Origin of the sequence: Rhodococcus sp. DMU1, assembly GCF_012272955.1 — a bacterium.
GTDB classification, from domain to species: domain Bacteria; phylum Actinomycetota; class Actinomycetes; order Mycobacteriales; family Mycobacteriaceae; genus Rhodococcus; species Rhodococcus aetherivorans.
In genome coordinates this window covers 189557-205065 of sequence record NZ_CP050952.1, presented here as the reverse complement: position 1 = coordinate 205065, position 15509 = coordinate 189557, and the positions used below count along the sequence as shown (strand labels likewise).

The following is a 15509-nucleotide window of genomic DNA, read 5'->3' as shown; positions in this document are numbered from 1 at the left end:
CGACCGTGACGATCCGTACCTGGCTGACGCCACCGCCCCGGCCACCCGCCGAGCCCCTCGACCCGACGGCCCGCCGCGCCCTGTGGGTCGAGGTCACCATCGTCCTGCTCGTCACCTTCGGCCTGAGCGGGCTGTCGTCGATGCTGTCGCTGCTCGAATCCGCACTCGCACCGGAGCCGCTGTCCGACCAGACCGTCGCGCTGAACGTCCCCCGCTCGTCGCAGCAGTTCATCGACCTGGCCCGGCAGGTGCTCGGCATCGTCCGGTTGCTGGCATGGGCTGCGCTCGGGGTGTACCTGCTGTGGCGCAGCGGCATCGGCCCGAAGGCGATCGGCTTCGCCCGGGACCAGCTGCGCCGCGGCCTGCTCCCCGGCGTGGGGCTGGCCGCGCTCATAGGAATCCCCGGGCTCGGCCTGTACCTGGTGGCACGGGCGGCGGGCATCAACCTCACCGTCGCGCCCAGCACTCTCGAGGACTATTGGTGGCGGCTGCCGGCGCTGGTGCTGTGGGCGATCGCGAACTCCGCCGCCGAGGAGGTACTCGTCGTTGCGTACCTGATCACCCGACTGCGGCAGCTCGGCTGGTCGGAGAACTCCTCGCTGCTCGCCTCGTCGCTGCTACGCGGCAGCTACCACCTCTACCAGGGCCTCGGCGGCGGGCTCGGCAACGTCGTCATGGGTCTGGTGTTCGGCCGGTACTGGCAGCGCACGTCGCAACTGTGGCCGCTGGTGGTGGCGCATGCGCTGATCGACAGCGTCGCATTCGTCGGCTACCAGGCGCTGCGCGGGCACGTGTCCTGGCTGCCCTAGCCCGGGCTGCGTACATTGGGAGGTCGTGAACGGCGACCATCCCGACCCTCGGCCCCGGCCGCCGCATCAGCCTCCGCAGATGCCGCCGCCGCGCCGCCCGGCACCGATGGGCCGGCCGGCGCCGCCGTCGTCGCCGTCGCCGGAGGGACCGCAGATCATCCGTCGCGACGGACGTCCCCCCGCCCCGCAGCAGGCCTGGTCGCAGGCGCCCACACCGCAGTACCGGCCGCCGGCACCCCCGCCGCGGCAGCCGCGGCCGGCCCCGCCGCCACACGAACCCCCGAGGCAGCAACCGCCGAGGCAGCAGCGCGACTGGGCGCCCAGACAGACCCCCGAACCGTACGACGAGCCGCGCCGCGGCGCGGCGCCTCCACCGCCGGCCCCGCCGCCGCGACGTCGGCCCACCCCGCCCGCGCCCGAACCGGCCCCGCGCCGTCGCCCCGTCGGCGCCCGTCGCCTGCTGCGCCGCGCCGCGATCGTCGTGCTGGTGCTGATCGCCCTCGTCGGCGCCGGTGCCGTGTACCTCGACGGCAAGCTCACCCGCGTCGACGCGCTCGCCGACTACGACGACCGCGTCGGCGACACCCCGGGCACCAACTGGCTGCTTGTGGGGTCCGACAGCCGCACCGGCCTCAGCACCGAGCAGGAGCAGGAACTCGCGACGGGCGGGGAGACCGGCCCGGACCGCACCGACACCGTCATGCTGATCCACGTGCCCAGCGGCGGCGGGGCCACCACGATGGTGTCCCTCCCCCGCGACTCGTACGTCCCGATCCCGGGCCACGGCCAGGACAAGCTGAACGCGTCGTTCGCGCTGGGTGGTCCGGCGCTGCTGGTGCAGACCGTCGAGGGCGCCACCGGCGTGCACATCGACCACTACGCCGAGATCGGGTTCGGCGGCTTCGCCTCGATCGTCGACGACCTCGGGGGTGTGGACGTCTGCCTGCCGCAGGCCATCGACGATCCGCTGGCGGGGATCTCCCTGCCGGCCGGCTGCCAGGAACTCACCGGTCCGCAGGCGCTCGGCTTCGTGCGCACCCGCGCGACGGCGCTGGCCGACCTCGACCGGATGAACAATCAGCGGCTGTTCATGTCCGCCCTGCTCAGCAAGGCCACCGGCCTGAGCACGCTGCTGAACCCGGTGCGGATGTGGTCGCTGGCCTCCGGGGTCGCCGGCTCGTTGCGGGTCGACGAGAGCGACCACATGTGGCACCTGGCCCGGCTCGGGTGGGCGATGCGCGGCGAGACGGTGACCGCCACCGTCCCGGTCGGCGGCTTCGAGGACGTCTCCGGGATCGGCAATGTGCTGCTGTGGGATCGGTCGCGGGCCGTGCCGTTCTTCGACGCGTTGGCCCAGGACCAGCAGATTCCGCCGGAACTGCTGACGCCGCCGTCGTGAGCCCGCTCGCCCCGAGCCGAGCGAATGTATCGCTCATCTCCGTAGGCCGACGGAACGATACATTCGCTCGGCCCGGGGTCGGGCCGGGGTCGGCGACGGGACGGGTCAGCGCAGAGTGACCTGACGACTGCGCAGGCCGTCGCGCGAGCGCCGCTCGGCGGCGGTGAGCGGCGCGTCGACCGCCAAGGCCTCGTCGAGCCGCGCACCGAACTCGGCGGTCGGGCCGACCCACTCGTTGGGGTGCCGCTCGGGGTCGAGATCGAACACCGGCACGAGCAGGCCGTGGGTGCGGAACGACCCGGCGAACCGCGAGCCCTCCCCCAGGTGCAGTCCGCCCGCGGCGTGCACCCGCGACAACGCGGACATCAGGGTGTCCTCGTCCTCCGGACGCACCCAGCGCAGGTGCGCCTTCTCACCGGCATCCACCCACCAGGCGGCGACGACGCCCTCGCCCTCGAGCCGTGCGGACGGCATGATCGCGTCGTTGGCGTGCTTGACGGTGTGCGCGACGTCGGGTGAGACCTCGACGCCCTCGGGGATCCACCAGTCGAAGTCCTGGTGCACGGTGATCTCCGGGACGACGTCGACGTCGATCAGATCGTGCAGGCGCGGCTCGTCCGGTCCGGGTTCGGCGACGGCGAGCGACGAGCCGGCCTCCGCCTCCCGGGCCCACGCGATCGCCGCGCCGAGCTCGGCGGCCGGGTCGGGGCCGGCGGCGGCGAGCTGCAGCCCGACGTACGCGGTGGTCTCGTCGCCCTCCTCGCGGGCGAGCGCGGCGACGGCCCCGGGCAGCACGGTGGCCGCGCGGACGGCCCGGCCGGGCGTGGTCAACGGCAACGTGAACACCGCCGACGGAACGAACTCGCGCAGGGCCACCAGGTCGCACTCGAGAGCGAGACCCTCGAACGGCCGGGTGACCGTGGCAGCCTCGGCCTCCCGGGCGAGCCGGCGCTGCTCGAGCTTCGCGGCACGGTTGCTGCCGGGCTTGGGTCCGCTGTTTCTCTTACTCTTCTTGGCCACGGCGCAAAACTACACGCCGCGCGAAGCGCCGAGCAGAAGCTTGGTGCGCCCCGGATGATTGGTGGCCACCCAGCCGACGCCGAGGTCGCGGCACAGTTCGACGTCGGCGGGATCGTCGACGGTCCAGCAGTAGGTGGCGCGGCCCGCGGCAGCCGCCTTGTCGACGAGCTCGGGGTGCTGGCGCAGCGTGAGGATCGAGGGGCCGATCGCGGTGGCCCCGACGGTGGTGGCGGCGCTGCCCCCGAGATAGCGGGAGGTGTCGCCGAGGAGCACCGTCGGCAGCAGCGGCGCCGACCGCCGCACCCGCCACACCGCGGCGGCCGAGAACGACATCACGACGATGCGGGAGAAGTCCGCGGAGGCGGGGGTGGCGAGCCGGAAGCGGGCCAGCTCGGCGAGGAGTTTGGCCTCGACGAGCCCGCCGTAGCGCACGGGGTGCTTGGTCTCGACGAACAGCTTGACGGGCCGGCTGGTCCAGTCGAGGGTCAGCTCGATCAGCTGCCGCAGCGTCAGCAGGCGCGCCGGCTCGCCGGGGGTGCCGTAGTCGAGCTCCCCGAGCTGGGCGAGGGTCATCTCGCTGACCAGGCCGCTGCCGGTGGAGGTCCGGTCGACGGTGCGGTCGTGGATGCACACGAGATGCCCGTCGCGGGTGAGCCGCACGTCGCATTCGAGGCCGTCGGCGCCTTCCTGCAGCGCGAGTTCGTAGGCGGCGAGGGTGTGCTCGGCCCTGGCGGCGGAGGCCCCGCGGTGCGCGACGACGCGGGGTTCGCCGGCCGCCGTCACGAGGCCACCGCCTCGTCGGTGCGCGCGCCGACCGGTTCGATCGGCGCGATGGGTTCGTACTTGGGGCCGGTCGCCACGGTGCGGCGGGGCAGGCGGCGGGGACGGCCCCGCAGGTCCTCGTCGTCGAACAGCCGCACCACATGCAGTGCCGCGACGGCGACGGCCGCGGCGAGGGCGGCGGTCACCGCGGCGAGCAGCACCCCGTCGGCCTGCGCCTGCAGGGTGTCCCTCTGCCGCCACAGCACGTTGACGACGAACAGCACGCCGCCGAGCGCCCACAGCACCCACCACGTGCGCACGGCTCGCCGTAGCCGCGGGTCGTCGGGACCGGTGATCTCGGAGAGGAAGACGCCGGGCATCGCGAGGTTCACGCCGGGCACGAGGCACCCGAGCAGCAGCGAGATCCGGCCGCGCGGGTCGGCGGCACCGCGGGCGGCGAACATCCGTCGCCGCACGCGGATCAGCCGCAGCGTCGCCGCGACCCCGGCGGCGAGGGCGACGGCAGGGCCGCACAACTGGGTGGCCCACACCAGGGCGTCGGACGCCGCGAGAGCGAGCGGGTCGACGAGGCGCGTGCGGTTGTACAGCAGCAGCCCGTAGCGGACGGCCTCTGCGACGGCGGCGAGGCCGAATACGACGGCGGTTCCGGCGAGCAGGGTCGGGGCGAGATCCGCGAGGGTTTCCTCACGCGACGGGGTCGACGGCTCGCCGGCCGGGCGAGGATCGGCAAGGCCCCAGCGCGGCACCTCGTGGTAGCGCGGAGCCGGGCCCGCCGGCCGCCGTCGCGGCCGGGGACCGTCCTGGCCGGAGCGGGCCTGCGGCGGCCGTGCCACCCAGCGGAAGTTGCGGCGCCCCGGTGGAACGGGGGCCGCGGTGTCGTCGGGGGACAGCAGCAGCCCGCGGCAGCCCGGGCACCACTGCCGGGGCTGCCAGGACACGGGCCAGCGGTGTCCGCAGCGGACGCAGATCTGGTAGGCGGCCATCAACAGATCTTCGCCGAGGCGTCGCCGTCGTGCCCGAGATCCCGTTCGCCGGCCTCGCGCACGTCGAGCAGCACGACCTCGGGACCGATCGGCGGCACGTCGGCGACCGTGACGGTGGGCACGTCGGGGAAGCTCACACCGTCAATACTGGCACGCCGCTGCGGCGCATGCAGCGACCACCGGGGATCCCGCCCACCCCATGGAGAAGGGCCGCCCGCCCGATTCGCCCCGTCCCGGCGGGGTCGTGTGAAAACGCCTCCGCCCGGGAGTTATCCACAGTTTCCACAGCTTCATCCACAGAGGGCTCAGTTTCCACAGCGGCACATCGCCTCACTCCGGGAACATTTCGGCGGTGAGCGGCCGGGCTGCTCGCGTCATTCGTTGCCCCACAGGCATCTTCTGCACCACCACCGCGCACGGTTCACGGCTTCCGGCGCACCGTCGGCGGCGAGTGCGCGCTTCGACGCAGACCGACGTGGTCTCCGGCGAACTGAAATGATCGACGGCATGGAACTACGGATCTTCACCGAACCTCAGCAGGGTGCCACCTACGACGACCTGCTCGCCGTCGCGCAGACGGCCGAGCGGCTCGGCTACGGCGCCTTCTTCCGTTCCGACCACTATCTCGCGATGAACTCCGCCGGCCTGCCCGGCCCGACGGACGCCTGGATCACGCTGGCCGGCCTGGCCCGGGAGACCTCCACGATCCGGCTGGGCACCCTGGTGACCTCCGCGACGTTCCGCCACCCCGGCCCCCTCGCGATCACCGTCGCCCAGGTCGATGCCATGAGCGGCGGCCGGGTCGACTTCGGGCTCGGGGCAGGCTGGTACGAGGAGGAGCACCTCGCCTACGGCATCCCCTTCCCGTCGCTGAAGGAGCGCTTCGACAAGTTCGAGGAGTCGCTCGCCGTGATCACCGGGCTGTGGCAGACGCCGGTCGGGGAGACCTTCTCGTACGAGGGTGCGCACCACCGCATCGTCGATTCACCGGCGCTGCCCAAGCCGCACCAGCGCTCCGGTCCGCCGATCGTGATCGGCGGCGGGGGCAAGCGCCGTACTCCGGCCCTCGCGGCCCGGTACGCGGACGAATTCAACATCCCGTTCCAGTCGGTGGAGGCCACCGCGGCCCAGTTCGCCCGCGTGCAGGACGCGTGCCGCGCGGCCGGCCGCGACCCTTCCGAGCTGACGTACTCGAACGCGCTCGTGCTGTGCTGCGGTAGCGACGAGGCGGAGATCGCCCGCCGCGCCGCCCGGATCGGGCGCGAGGTGGACGAGCTGCGGGAGAACGGTCTCGCCGGCACGCCCGCCGAGGTGGTCGACAAGATCGCCCGTTACGCCGAGGCCGGGTCGCAGCGCATCTACCTGCAGGTGCTGGATCTGGCCGACCTCGACCACCTCGAACTGGTGGCGCGGGAGGTCATGCCGGAAGTGTGACGACGAGGCGCGGTCAGTGGCTGCTGGTGGAACCGAGGAAGGCCGCGATTTCGCGGCTCCATTCCCGGTTGCGGGTGCGATCCAGCCGCCACCGGCCGTAGCCGAACACCGCGGCGGCGAGCAGGGCCGCGGCGAACCAGAGCGAAAGCCCGACCAGGACCGAGGAGATCTTCGCGCTCGTCGCGCTCAGCGGCGCGAGCGCCTGTTCGCCGTTCGGATCGACCCAGATCTGCACGTCGGCGCCGGCGGGTGTGCCGTAGTCCACCGTGACGTCACCCCGGCGCTTCTCGTCGCCCCAGGCCCAGGTGGCGGGCGCGGACGCGGAGGCCACCATCGTGAGCTCGCCGGCAGTGGCGTCCGTGGTCTCGGCCGCAGCCTGCGTCTTCGCCGTCACGAGGGTGCGTTCGGCGGTCTGCTGCACGGCGAGGGCCGACTGGGTGTCCCAGGTGCGGGCGCCGACCCAGCCGGCGAGGGGGATCGTCGCCAGGACCAGGAGCAGCACCGCCACGGCGAGTCGCGCCTCGGCACGGTCGGTGCGCCGGATCAGCGGGTGGCGGCCGCGCAGCCCCCGCCGCAGGACCCGCAGGTATCCGCTTGTGTTCCGCATCATCTCGGCCTCGATCCTCTCCCCCGTGACAACTCCCTCTTTCCAGAGTGATACGCACAGCTAACGACGGCAAGGCGTTCCGGCCAACGTCACACAACCCGGAAGTCGCCGATGCCGATCCGTTCGGGACCGAGCGCGGCGCGGGGCGTGGCGTCAGGCGCCGAGGCCGACCGGGCAGCTCACCCCGGTGGCGTGGACGGGGCAGTAGCCGTTCGGGTTCTTCGCCAGGTACTGCTGGTGGTAGTCCTCGGCGTAGTAGAACTGCGTGAGCGGCGCGATCTCGGTCGTCACGGCGCCGTAGCCGGCCGCGGCGAGCCGGGCGCCGAAGTTCTCGGCGGTGGCCTCGGCGATCTCGATCTGCCCCTCGTCGAACGTGTAGATCGCCGAGCGGTACTGGGTGCCGTGGTCGTTGCCCTGCCGCATGCCCTGCGTGGGGTCGTGGTTCTCCCAGAACTGCTTGAGGACGCCCTCGTAGGAGATCACCTTCGGATCGAACACGACCAGCACCACCTCGGTGTGCCCGGTCCGGCCCGAGCACACCTCCTCGTAGGTGGGGTTCGGGGTGTATCCCCCGGCATATCCCGCGGCCGTGGAGTACACGCCCTCGAGCCCCCAGAACTCCTTCTCCGCACCCCAGAAACAGCCCATGCCGAGAACGGCGGTCTGCATCCCTTCGGGAAACGGCGGCATGATGCGGTGCCCGTTGACGTAATGGGTGTCGGGAACGGGCAGCGGCTCGGCGCGGCCGGGCAGCGCCTGCTCCTGCGTGACCATCACCGACTTCGAACCCGCACGGGCGAGGATGTCGTCGAACCAGGACATGCCTCGATGCTACGCGCGCGGCTTCTCCACGGGTTCCGTCTCGGCCGCCACCTGGGGCGACGGGCGTGGCGACAACCACCGGGCGGTGATCCAGCGGGCGGCCGGCACCTCGACGCCGCGGTAGAGCAGTTCGGCGACGGCCGCGCACACCACCACGAAGGCGAGCACGGCACCGGTGCGGCCGAGGTGGGCGACCGTGTTCTCGTACACCCGGTAGAGCACCAGCGTGTGCACCAGATAGATCGCGTAGCTGCGGGTGGCGGTCCAGTGCAGCACCCGCGAGCGGGCGAACCGGCCGTCGATGCGGGAGAGCAGGACCACGCACGCGGTGACCACGACGATGGTCCACAGGTAGCGGCTGCCGGCCCAGTAGACCTGGTAGTCGGTGGCCAGGTGCACCACCTGGACCTGGGCGAGCAGCGCGACGATCAGCCACCGCCGGGACGTCAGCCGCGCCCAGCCGAGGTACACGATCTGGCCGAGGAACACGGTCGGCATCGTGGCCGCGACCTTGGACAGGAACGGCACCGTGTACGGCTCGGGCAGGTACAGGTTGTACAGCAGCACCATCATGCACACCACGGCGCCGAGGACGGGCACCACGATGGGCCGGGTCCGCAGGAGCGGCCGGGCGGCGACGCAGTACAGATAGAACGTGATCTGCACGGCGAGGGTCCAGGTGACCCCGAGGACCGCGACCTCGGGCTTCAGGAAGAACCCGCCCAGGAAGAAGCTGAGCACGGCCTCGACGCCGGAGACGCCGGTCTGGCCGCTGAACATCCCGTTGATCCCGAGCCGCACCAGCAGGATCGCGGCGAGGATCGCAACCCAGAACGCCGGCAGCAGCCGCGCGCTGCGGGCGACGAGGAAGCGCCGCGGTTCGTCGCGGATCGCGGAGCGGGTGATGAGCAGCCCGGTCAGGGTCATGAACATCGCGACCCCGAGGAAGGACAGGTGCTGATTGAGGCCGGCGCCCTCGACGAGCACCCGGTACACGACGTCGATGACCCACCAGCCGGTGCCGAGGTCGTCGATGAGATAGAAGGAGATGTGCGAGTACAGCACCGCCAGGACGGCGACGGTGCGGAGCAGGTTCACACCGGGCAGGTCCACACGTGGCGCCGGGGCGTCGTGCGTCCCGTCGCTCGCGAGGGGCCGAAACACCCGACGATGTTAAGGGCCCGTTCACCCGCCGGCCGAATTGTCCGGCGTTTCCGCAGGTAGGTCGTCGGTCCCTTTTCGGACGCCGACGCGACTCCCTCCGCCGCCACCGCCGCCCCGCACAACCGGCTGCGCGGGCGGTATTGCAGAGGGTGTACTTATGGGTTTGGGTGGAAACCCAGAAGTACTTGAAAATCACGCACGGGCCCCGCCGGGCCCGAAGAGAAGGGATCCTTCGTGGCTGAGTACACGCTTCCGGACCTGCCCTACGACTACGCCGCGCTCGAGCCGCACATCTCGGCGAAGATCATGGAGCTGCACCACAGCAAGCATCACGCGACCTACGTCGCCGGCGCCAACACCGCCCTCGAGAAGATGGCGGAGGCGCGGGAGAACGGCACGATGGCGGCGCAGGCCACCAAGTTGGAGAAGGACCTGGCCTTCCACCTCGGTGGCCACACCAACCACTCCGTCTTCTGGAAGAACCTGTCGCCGGAGGGTGGCGACAAGCCGGACGGCGAGCTCGGTGCCGCGATCGACGATGCGTTCGGTTCGTTCGACGCGTTCCGCGACCACTTCTCGGCGAACGCGAACTCGATCCAGGGCTCCGGCTGGTCCATCCTGGCCTGGGACTCCATCGGCCAGCGGCTGATCATCGTCCAGCTGTACGACCAGCAGGGCAACATCCCGATCGGCCTGACCCCGCTGCTCATGCTCGACATGTGGGAGCACGCCTTCTACCTGCAGTACCAGAACGTCAAGGCCGACTACGTCAAGGCCTTCTGGAACATCGTGAACTGGGCGGACGTGCAGGCCCGCTTCGACCGCGCCCGCACCCAGACCGCCGGTCTGCTGGTCTAGTCGCGTCGCACCTCGCGAAGGGGATGCCGGATTCCGGCATCCCCTTCGCGCGTTCCGGAGGGACGTGCGACGGGGCTGGCACTCGGGGGCTCTTGTGTGCCAGCGGACGAAACGGTCATTCTTCACCTACCCAACGGCGTGTATCGGTCATCGACTGTCGTCACACCGAGGAGGTAGCGGGATGAGTGGGAACGAACAGATCGGCCTCGCCGCCTTCCACACCGGAGGATCCCTGCGGGGATTCGTGGTTTCGGGGCGGTGGCCGGAGAGCACGCGGGAATGGGCGCAGCTGCTCGCGGTGACGGTGCGGGTGGCGTCGCTGCCCGGCCTGCTGACCACGTCGACGGTGTTCGGGGTACGGGAGGAACTGCCCGACGACCCCGCGCCGGGCACGGTGGGCCTGGTGCTCGCGGAGGGTCCGGTGATCGGCGACGAGGCGGTGGAACCGGGCCGGTTCGCGGCGCACCAGCCGCCCGCCCTGATCATGCTGCACCCGCCGTCGGAGACGCGGCCGTCGCTGCCGGAGTGCACGGGTGCGGCGTCGGGGTGCGTGCTGCTGCCGGGGCTGCCGCACCTGGGCCTCGAGCACCGGGCCGCGTGGGTGGAGGCGGAGGCCGACGGGACGGTGACGTCGCTGGTCAGCCGGGTCGGAGTCGATCCCAACAGCGATCCCGACACCGCGGTTCTGGCCATGCTGCTCGCCGCCTGACCGGAACCCGCACCTCGAAGTTCGGGTTTCCAAACTTATTGCCGCCTTTGCCTTTTCGTGCAGCCCACGTTATGGTTGCCTAAGCGAAGGGGAGTAGCCCACAATCGCCCGGTCGACATACTGGCGTTCAGCCCGGCCCGGCGAACCGGATTCCGCACCGGTGGGCGAGACCTTCGGCCGCGACGCACCCGCGTCGCACGGCCGGAGGAAGGTCCCCACCTCCTCCACACCGACACGCGAGGAGGAGGAACCCCTGGTATGTGGTCCGCCCTGGTCCTGAGTTTCGCCGTCGTGTTCGTCGCCGAACTCGGCGACAAGTCGCAGCTCATGGCGATGACGTTCGCCTTGCGCTACCGCTGGTGGGTGGTCCTGTCCGGCATCCTCGCGGCCACGACCGCGGTGCACCTCGTGTCCGTCGCCGTGGGCCACTACCTGGGCCTCGCGATCCCCACCTCGGCAATGGCGATCGTCGGCGGCCTGGCCTTCCTGTTCTTCGGCCTGTGGACGCTGCGCGGCGACTCCCTCGACGAGGACGAGCAGGGCAAGGCCGCCCGCGTCACCCGTTCGGCCTTCCTCGCCGTCCTGTCGGCCTTCTTCCTCGCCGAACTCGGCGACAAGACCATGCTCGCCACCATCGCCCTGGCCGCGGACAACGACTGGGCCGGCGTGTGGGTCGGCTCGACGATCGGCATGGTCGCCGCCGACGCGCTGGCCATCGTCGTCGGCGCCGTCCTCGGCAAGCACCTGCCCGAGAACGCGATCCGGCTGGCGGCGGCGGCGCTGTTCTTCGGGTTCGGCGCCTGGATGCTCGGCGAAGGCCTGGCCCCCGGCACGCCCGCCGGCCCGGTCGCGGGCGGGGTGACCCTCGCCGTCGCGCTCGCCGTCGTGACCGGCCGGGCGCTGCTGCGCCGCCGGACCGAGGTCGCACGGGTCCCCGTCGCCGTCGAGGAACCCGCCGAGCGGTAGAGCACCGCGCGGGTGCCTCCGCGTCCGCCTCCCCAGGAGTATGCTTGCCGATAGGCAAGTAAATGGAGGTGGGCATCACGACCGCACACGACCGCTTCGACGAGGAAGACGTCAACCGCCTGCGCGTGGCGCTCGGCCGCATCGCGCGCCGCGTCGACCGCCGCACCGCCGGCGCAGGTGGACTCACCCGGTCCCAGTTCTCGATCCTCGCCACCGTCGCCCGGCGCGAGACCGTCGGCGTGCGCGAGCTCGCCGAGATCGAGGGCCTCAATCCGACGATGCTCTCGCGGATGCTCGGCAAGCTCGAGGACGCCGGACTCCTGACCCGTTCCCCGGACCCGGACGACAAGCGCGTCGTCCGCGCCCACATCACCGAGGCCGGTGCCCGTACGTTCGCCGACCTGCGTCGCATGCGCACCGCAGTGTTCACCGAGCACCTCGCGGAACTGTCCCCCGAGCGGCTCCACGCCCTGCACGACGCCCTGCCGGCGCTCGAAGCGCTCGCCGAGCAGATGTGCCGTCGCTCCGCGGAGGAGCGCCGATGACCGTCCTCACCGACCTGCGCGGCCAGACCTTCGCCGCCTTCCGCGGCGCCAACTTCCGGCGCTACATCAGCGGCCAGGCGGTCTCCCTGATCGGCACGTGGATGCAGACGGTCGCCCAGTCGTGGCTGGTGCTCGAGCTCACCGGCTCCGGCACCACGATCGGCCTCGTCCTGGCCCTGCAGACCGTGCCGATGCTGCTGCTCGGCCCCTACGGCGGGGTGGTCGCCGACCGCGTCGACAAGCGCCGGCTCATGATCGGCCTGCAGTCCGCGATGGGTGTGCAGGCCCTGATCCTGGGCCTGCTCACCGTCACCGGTGCCGTCCAGCTGTGGCACGTGTACGTCCTCGCCGTGGTGCTCGGACTCAACCAGTGCTTCGAGAACCCCGCCCGCCAGTCGTTCATGCTCGAACTCGTCGGACCGGAGGACCTGCGCAATGCCGTGAGCCTGCAGTCGGTGCTGGCGTCCGTCGCGCGCCTGATCGGCCCGGCCGTCGCGGGCCTGATCATCGCCGTCGGCGGTCTCGGCGTGTGCTTCCTGCTCAACGCGCTCAGCTTCGTCGCCGTCGTCGCCTCCCTGGCGAGCCTGGACCTGTCCCTGCTGCGCCCGTCGCCATCCGCCGCCCGCGCCCGCGGCCAGCTCCGCGAGGGGCTCGCGCACGTGCGGCAGACCCCGGCACTCGCGGTGCCGCTGCTGACGATGGCGCTGGTGGGCTGCCTGGCGTACGAGTTCCAGGTGGTGCTGCCCGTGGTCGCGCAGCAGACCTTCGGTGCCGGCGCCGAGACCTACGGCTTCCTCACCGCCGCGATGGGCGCCGGCGCCGTCGTGGGCGGGCTCGCCGTCGCCACGTGGGGTCGCACCGGCACGACCGCCGTGGTGGCCACCTCCGCGGTGTTCGGCGTGGTGCTGCTCGCGGCCGCGGTGGCGCCCACGCTCGAGCTCATGCTCGCCGCGATGGTGCTGGTCGGCGTCCTCAGCGTCGCGTTCACCGCCACCACCAACAGCTCCCTGCAGCTCGCCGCGGCCCCCGGCATGCGCGGGCGCGTGATGGCGCTGTTCGCGGTGGCCTTCCTCGGCTCCACCGCGATCGGCGGCCCGATCGCCGGGTGGGTCAGCGAACAGTGGGGCGGCCGGGCCGGACTGCTGCTCGGCGCCGCCGCGTGCCTCGTCGCCGCGGGCGTCGGCGCGACGCGCCTCGGACGCGACGGCGGGCCGGAGTCGTGACCCCGGCCGCCCGGTGCCGGGCGGCCGCGCCAGGGCCCGCTTCAGTCGAGCAGATCGGGCTGGGCGGCGACGATGCGTTGATACAGCGGCTGGAACTGGAACCATCCGGCGTACTCGAGTCCGACCTGGTCGTACGTCAACTTCGCGGTGGCGGCGTCGAGGGGGCGGGGGGTGCCGGCGGCCATGGCGATCAGTTGGGCCTGGCACGACCGTTCCATGGTGATGAACCACCACGCGGCCGAGTCGACCGTCTGACCCACGGTGAGCAGCCCGTGATTGGCGAGCACGACGGCCTTGTTGTCGCCGAGGGCGGTGGCGATACGTCGGCCCTCCTCGACGTCGAGCACCACACCGGTGTAGTCGTCGAACACCGCGTGATCGTCGTAGAAGGCACAGGCGTCCTGCGTCAGCGGCTCGAGTCCGATCTTCAGGCTCGACAGCGATTTGCCGTAGAGGGAGTGCGCGTGCGCGGCGGCCACCGCGTCCGGACGCGCAGCATGGACCTGGGAATGGATGGCGAAGGCCGCCCGATTGACGGGCCGGTTCCCCTCGACGATCTCGCCCTCGTGGTTGACCAGGATCAGATCGCTCGCCCGGATCAGGCTGAAGTGCACTCCGAAGGGGTTGACCCAGTAGTGGTCGGAATGCTCGGGATCGCGAGCTGTGATGTGGCCGGCGACGCCTTCGTCGAAGCCGCATGCACTGAACAGCCGGAACGCTGCGGCCAGGCGCTGCTTGCGGTGCAGGCGCTCCCCGTCGACCGAGCCGAACGTCGGTGGCCGTGGCACCTCGATCCCCGGACCTGTCTGCGCTGCGTCGGTCATGAGCACTCCTTCCCGAGGGCCGATCTCGTGTCCCGGTTCATACTCGGCCTTCGCTTCGCCCGTGACCATCGGCAACAGAGCCGAACTTCGGGCATCCTGTTCGGCAATTTCACGAGAGCGCCGGAGCGACCATCGACCGGACGAGCCCGTCGACCGTGCGCAGATCCCACCCGGTCAACTGCTGCCAGCGTTCGAGCCGGTACGCGAGCGAATTGGGATGCAGGTGCAGTCTCCGGGCGGCCGCGCTGGCCGAGAACCCGCTCTGGGCGAACGCCGAGACGGCTTCGGCCAGGTGCGGGTGCCGGGCCGCGATCTCCGCCCCCTTCGCCAACATCGGCGCCAGCTCTTCCCGGTGTTCGAAGAGGATCGCCGGCAGCCAGCACTCGTCGAAGTCGGCGGTCTGTGCCCGGCCCCGCACCAGCGCGAGCGCGCGCCGGGCGTCACCGATGCTCGTTGTCGCCCCCTCCAGGCCCCGACGGGCGAGCCCCAATCCCACCGACATGTCGGGGCGCACGTGCCGGATCGCGTCGACGACCACCGAACTCGCGACCGTCTGGAAGACGGTGACGACCGTGGTGCCGCGTCGGCTGCACAGCGCCGGCGCCGGTCCGTCGTCCAGGGCGTGCTGCAGTCCCTGCAGCTGCACATCGGACCACGCCTCGGACGGCGTGCATGCGGCTCGGAACATCCCGTCCGGGTCCAGCCCCAGCGCAGCGGCCAGCGTTCGGGCCTCCTCCGTCGGGTGTCCCTGCTCGAGCAGTTCGAACAGCAGCGCGCGGCGATTGGCCCGTACCGCCTGCGCCGTGCGGGTGGCGTCGTCGTGTCCCATCGCCACCGCGGTCGTCCCCGCATGGACGAGGTCCCACAGCAGCCCCCCGGCGTGCAGCAGTTCCGTGGTGGGCTCCGGCGCGTGCTCGACGAGAGCGCGCCATAGTTCTCGCGACCCGATGTGGAAGGACTCGATCACATTCGCAAGGGTCAACCCCTGCAGTGCCCGTTGCCTGCCGAGTTGCTGGGCACGCTCGAACTCGGGGCCGGCCGGGTGCGTGTCTGCGGGACGATCCGCGAGCAACCGGAGGGTGACGAGGAACTGTTGCCGGGTCGATTCGCGGTGCTCGTCCGGCGGCACCACCAGGTAGGTCGGCAGACGTTCGCGGATCCGGTCGACCGCCTCGGCCGACAACGCGTCGAGGTCGGCGATCACCGCGTCACACAACCCGGCGATCGAACTGTCGGATTCCACGGTGCCCCTCCTCCGCTACCGGGCGTTACCGTGGTCGACGCTAGTCGCCGCACGACAGCTCCGGCGCGGGACGGCCCTACCACCGCTGCCGATCCGCACGAGCTAACGCGCGCTAAGGTG

17 protein-coding genes are annotated in these 15509 nt (G+C 71.5%); 8 read left to right on the top strand and 9 right to left on the bottom strand.

The window, feature by feature from the left end:
- The first annotated feature begins 5 nt into the window (after positions 1-5).
- Both HFP48_RS00960 and HFP48_RS00955 read left to right on the top strand, forming a co-directional pair.
- On the top strand, positions 6-809 hold the full coding sequence (locus tag HFP48_RS00960) for a CPBP family intramembrane glutamic endopeptidase (RefSeq protein WP_006944640.1): 804 nt from the start codon (positions 6-8) through the stop codon (positions 807-809).
- Between the two features lie 154 nt (positions 810-963).
- Positions 964-2208, top strand: coding sequence for an LCP family protein (locus tag HFP48_RS00955; protein ID WP_246872584.1), 1245 nt, complete (start codon positions 964-966; stop codon positions 2206-2208).
- Between the two features lie 105 nt (positions 2209-2313).
- On the opposite strand, the gene HFP48_RS00950 is transcribed toward HFP48_RS00955, so the two are convergent.
- Genes HFP48_RS00950 through HFP48_RS00935 form a run of 4 tightly spaced genes read right to left on the bottom strand, consistent with a single transcriptional unit; the run spans position 2314 to position 5131 of the window.
- Entirely contained in the window at positions 2314-3228 is a 915-nt protein-coding gene (locus HFP48_RS00950) for a DUF5926 family protein (RefSeq protein ID WP_050034336.1), read from the bottom strand.
- Between the two features lie 9 nt (positions 3229-3237).
- Positions 3238-4011, bottom strand: coding sequence for a glycerophosphodiester phosphodiesterase (locus HFP48_RS00945; protein WP_050034335.1), 774 nt, complete (start codon positions 4009-4011; stop codon positions 3238-3240).
- A complete protein-coding gene (locus HFP48_RS00940) occupies positions 4008-4994 on the bottom strand; it encodes a DUF4328 domain-containing protein (RefSeq protein ID WP_050034334.1) in 987 nt (328 codons plus the stop codon). The genes HFP48_RS00945 and HFP48_RS00940 overlap by 4 nt, the downstream gene beginning before the upstream one ends.
- Positions 4994-5131: a hypothetical protein gene (locus HFP48_RS00935; protein ID WP_202916712.1), complete on the bottom strand. Its 138-nt coding sequence runs from the start codon at positions 5129-5131 to the stop codon at positions 4994-4996. The genes HFP48_RS00940 and HFP48_RS00935 overlap by 1 nt, the downstream gene beginning before the upstream one ends.
- 370 nt (positions 5132-5501) lie before the next feature.
- On the opposite strand from HFP48_RS00935, the gene HFP48_RS00930 reads away from it, so the two are divergent.
- Positions 5502-6428: an LLM class F420-dependent oxidoreductase gene (locus tag HFP48_RS00930; protein WP_029546935.1), complete on the top strand. Its 927-nt coding sequence runs from the start codon at positions 5502-5504 to the stop codon at positions 6426-6428.
- 13 nt (positions 6429-6441) lie between these two features.
- On the opposite strand, the gene HFP48_RS00925 is transcribed toward HFP48_RS00930, so the two are convergent.
- From HFP48_RS00925 to HFP48_RS00915, 3 genes are all read right to left on the bottom strand, one after another.
- Positions 6442-7038, bottom strand: a complete 597-nt coding sequence (locus HFP48_RS00925) for a hypothetical protein (RefSeq protein ID WP_006944648.1) — start codon at positions 7036-7038, stop codon at positions 6442-6444.
- 150 nt (positions 7039-7188) lie between these two features.
- Positions 7189-7857, bottom strand: coding sequence for a peptide-methionine (S)-S-oxide reductase MsrA (gene msrA / locus HFP48_RS00920; protein WP_006944650.1), 669 nt, complete (start codon positions 7855-7857; stop codon positions 7189-7191).
- Between the two features lie 9 nt (positions 7858-7866).
- Complete coding sequence (locus HFP48_RS00915; protein WP_102799736.1) at positions 7867-8970, bottom strand: acyltransferase; 1104 nt, start codon at positions 8968-8970, stop codon at positions 7867-7869.
- Between the two features lie 285 nt (positions 8971-9255).
- Here HFP48_RS00915 and HFP48_RS00910 point away from each other — a divergent pair, with 285 nt between their 5' ends.
- The 5 genes from HFP48_RS00910 to HFP48_RS00890 all read left to right on the top strand — a co-directional run bounded on the left by HFP48_RS00910 (position 9256) and on the right by HFP48_RS00890 (position 13322).
- Complete coding sequence (locus HFP48_RS00910; protein WP_006944654.1) at positions 9256-9879, top strand: superoxide dismutase; 624 nt, start codon at positions 9256-9258, stop codon at positions 9877-9879.
- A 181-nt stretch (positions 9880-10060) separates the two neighbouring features.
- A complete protein-coding gene (locus HFP48_RS00905; protein ID WP_006944656.1) occupies positions 10061-10588 on the top strand; it encodes a hypothetical protein in 528 nt (175 codons plus the stop codon).
- Positions 10589-10846: 258 nt separating this feature from the next.
- Entirely contained in the window at positions 10847-11554 is a 708-nt protein-coding gene (locus tag HFP48_RS00900) for a TMEM165/GDT1 family protein (RefSeq protein ID WP_006944658.1), read from the top strand.
- 125 nt (positions 11555-11679) lie between these two features.
- Positions 11680-12099, top strand: a complete 420-nt coding sequence (locus tag HFP48_RS00895) for a MarR family transcriptional regulator (RefSeq protein WP_029546932.1) — start codon at positions 11680-11682, stop codon at positions 12097-12099.
- Positions 12096-13322 (top strand): MFS transporter, encoded by a 1227-nt coding sequence (locus tag HFP48_RS00890; protein ID WP_168578875.1) that lies wholly within the window; start codon positions 12096-12098, stop codon positions 13320-13322. Before HFP48_RS00895 ends, HFP48_RS00890 begins: the two co-directional genes overlap by 4 nt.
- Before the next feature lie 41 nt (positions 13323-13363).
- On the opposite strand, the gene HFP48_RS00885 is transcribed toward HFP48_RS00890, so the two are convergent.
- Together HFP48_RS00885 and HFP48_RS00880 are read right to left on the bottom strand one after the other, a co-directional pair.
- The gene (locus tag HFP48_RS00885) at positions 13364-14146 is read right to left on the bottom strand and encodes a class II aldolase/adducin family protein (RefSeq protein ID WP_168578874.1); all 783 of its coding nucleotides are present in this window, start codon (positions 14144-14146) and stop codon (positions 13364-13366) included.
- 109 nt (positions 14147-14255) lie between these two features.
- Entirely contained in the window at positions 14256-15389 is a 1134-nt protein-coding gene (locus tag HFP48_RS00880) for a helix-turn-helix domain-containing protein (RefSeq protein WP_168578873.1), read from the bottom strand.
- Between the last annotated feature and the right edge of the window lie 120 nt (positions 15390-15509).

What these genes read in the sequence shown, in the direction of transcription:
- HFP48_RS00940 (WP_050034334.1), bottom strand. Translation starts at nt 4,994, where the DNA reads ATGGCCGCCTACCAGATCTGCGTCCGCTGCGGACACCGCTGGCCCGTG.
- HFP48_RS00905 (WP_006944656.1), top strand. Translation starts at nt 10,061, where the DNA reads ATGAGTGGGAACGAACAGATCGGCCTCGCCGCCTTCCACACCGGAGGA.
- msrA (WP_006944650.1), bottom strand. Translation starts at nt 7,857, where the DNA reads ATGTCCTGGTTCGACGACATCCTCGCCCGTGCGGGTTCGAAGTCGGTG.
- HFP48_RS00930 (WP_029546935.1), top strand. Translation starts at nt 5,502, where the DNA reads ATGGAACTACGGATCTTCACCGAACCTCAGCAGGGTGCCACCTACGAC.
- HFP48_RS00885 (WP_168578874.1), bottom strand. Translation starts at nt 14,146, where the DNA reads ATGACCGACGCAGCGCAGACAGGTCCGGGGATCGAGGTGCCACGGCCA.
- HFP48_RS00900 (WP_006944658.1), top strand. Translation starts at nt 10,847, where the DNA reads ATGTGGTCCGCCCTGGTCCTGAGTTTCGCCGTCGTGTTCGTCGCCGAA.
- HFP48_RS00925 (WP_006944648.1), bottom strand. Translation starts at nt 7,038, where the DNA reads ATGATGCGGAACACAAGCGGATACCTGCGGGTCCTGCGGCGGGGGCTG.
- HFP48_RS00890 (WP_168578875.1), top strand. Translation starts at nt 12,096, where the DNA reads ATGACCGTCCTCACCGACCTGCGCGGCCAGACCTTCGCCGCCTTCCGC.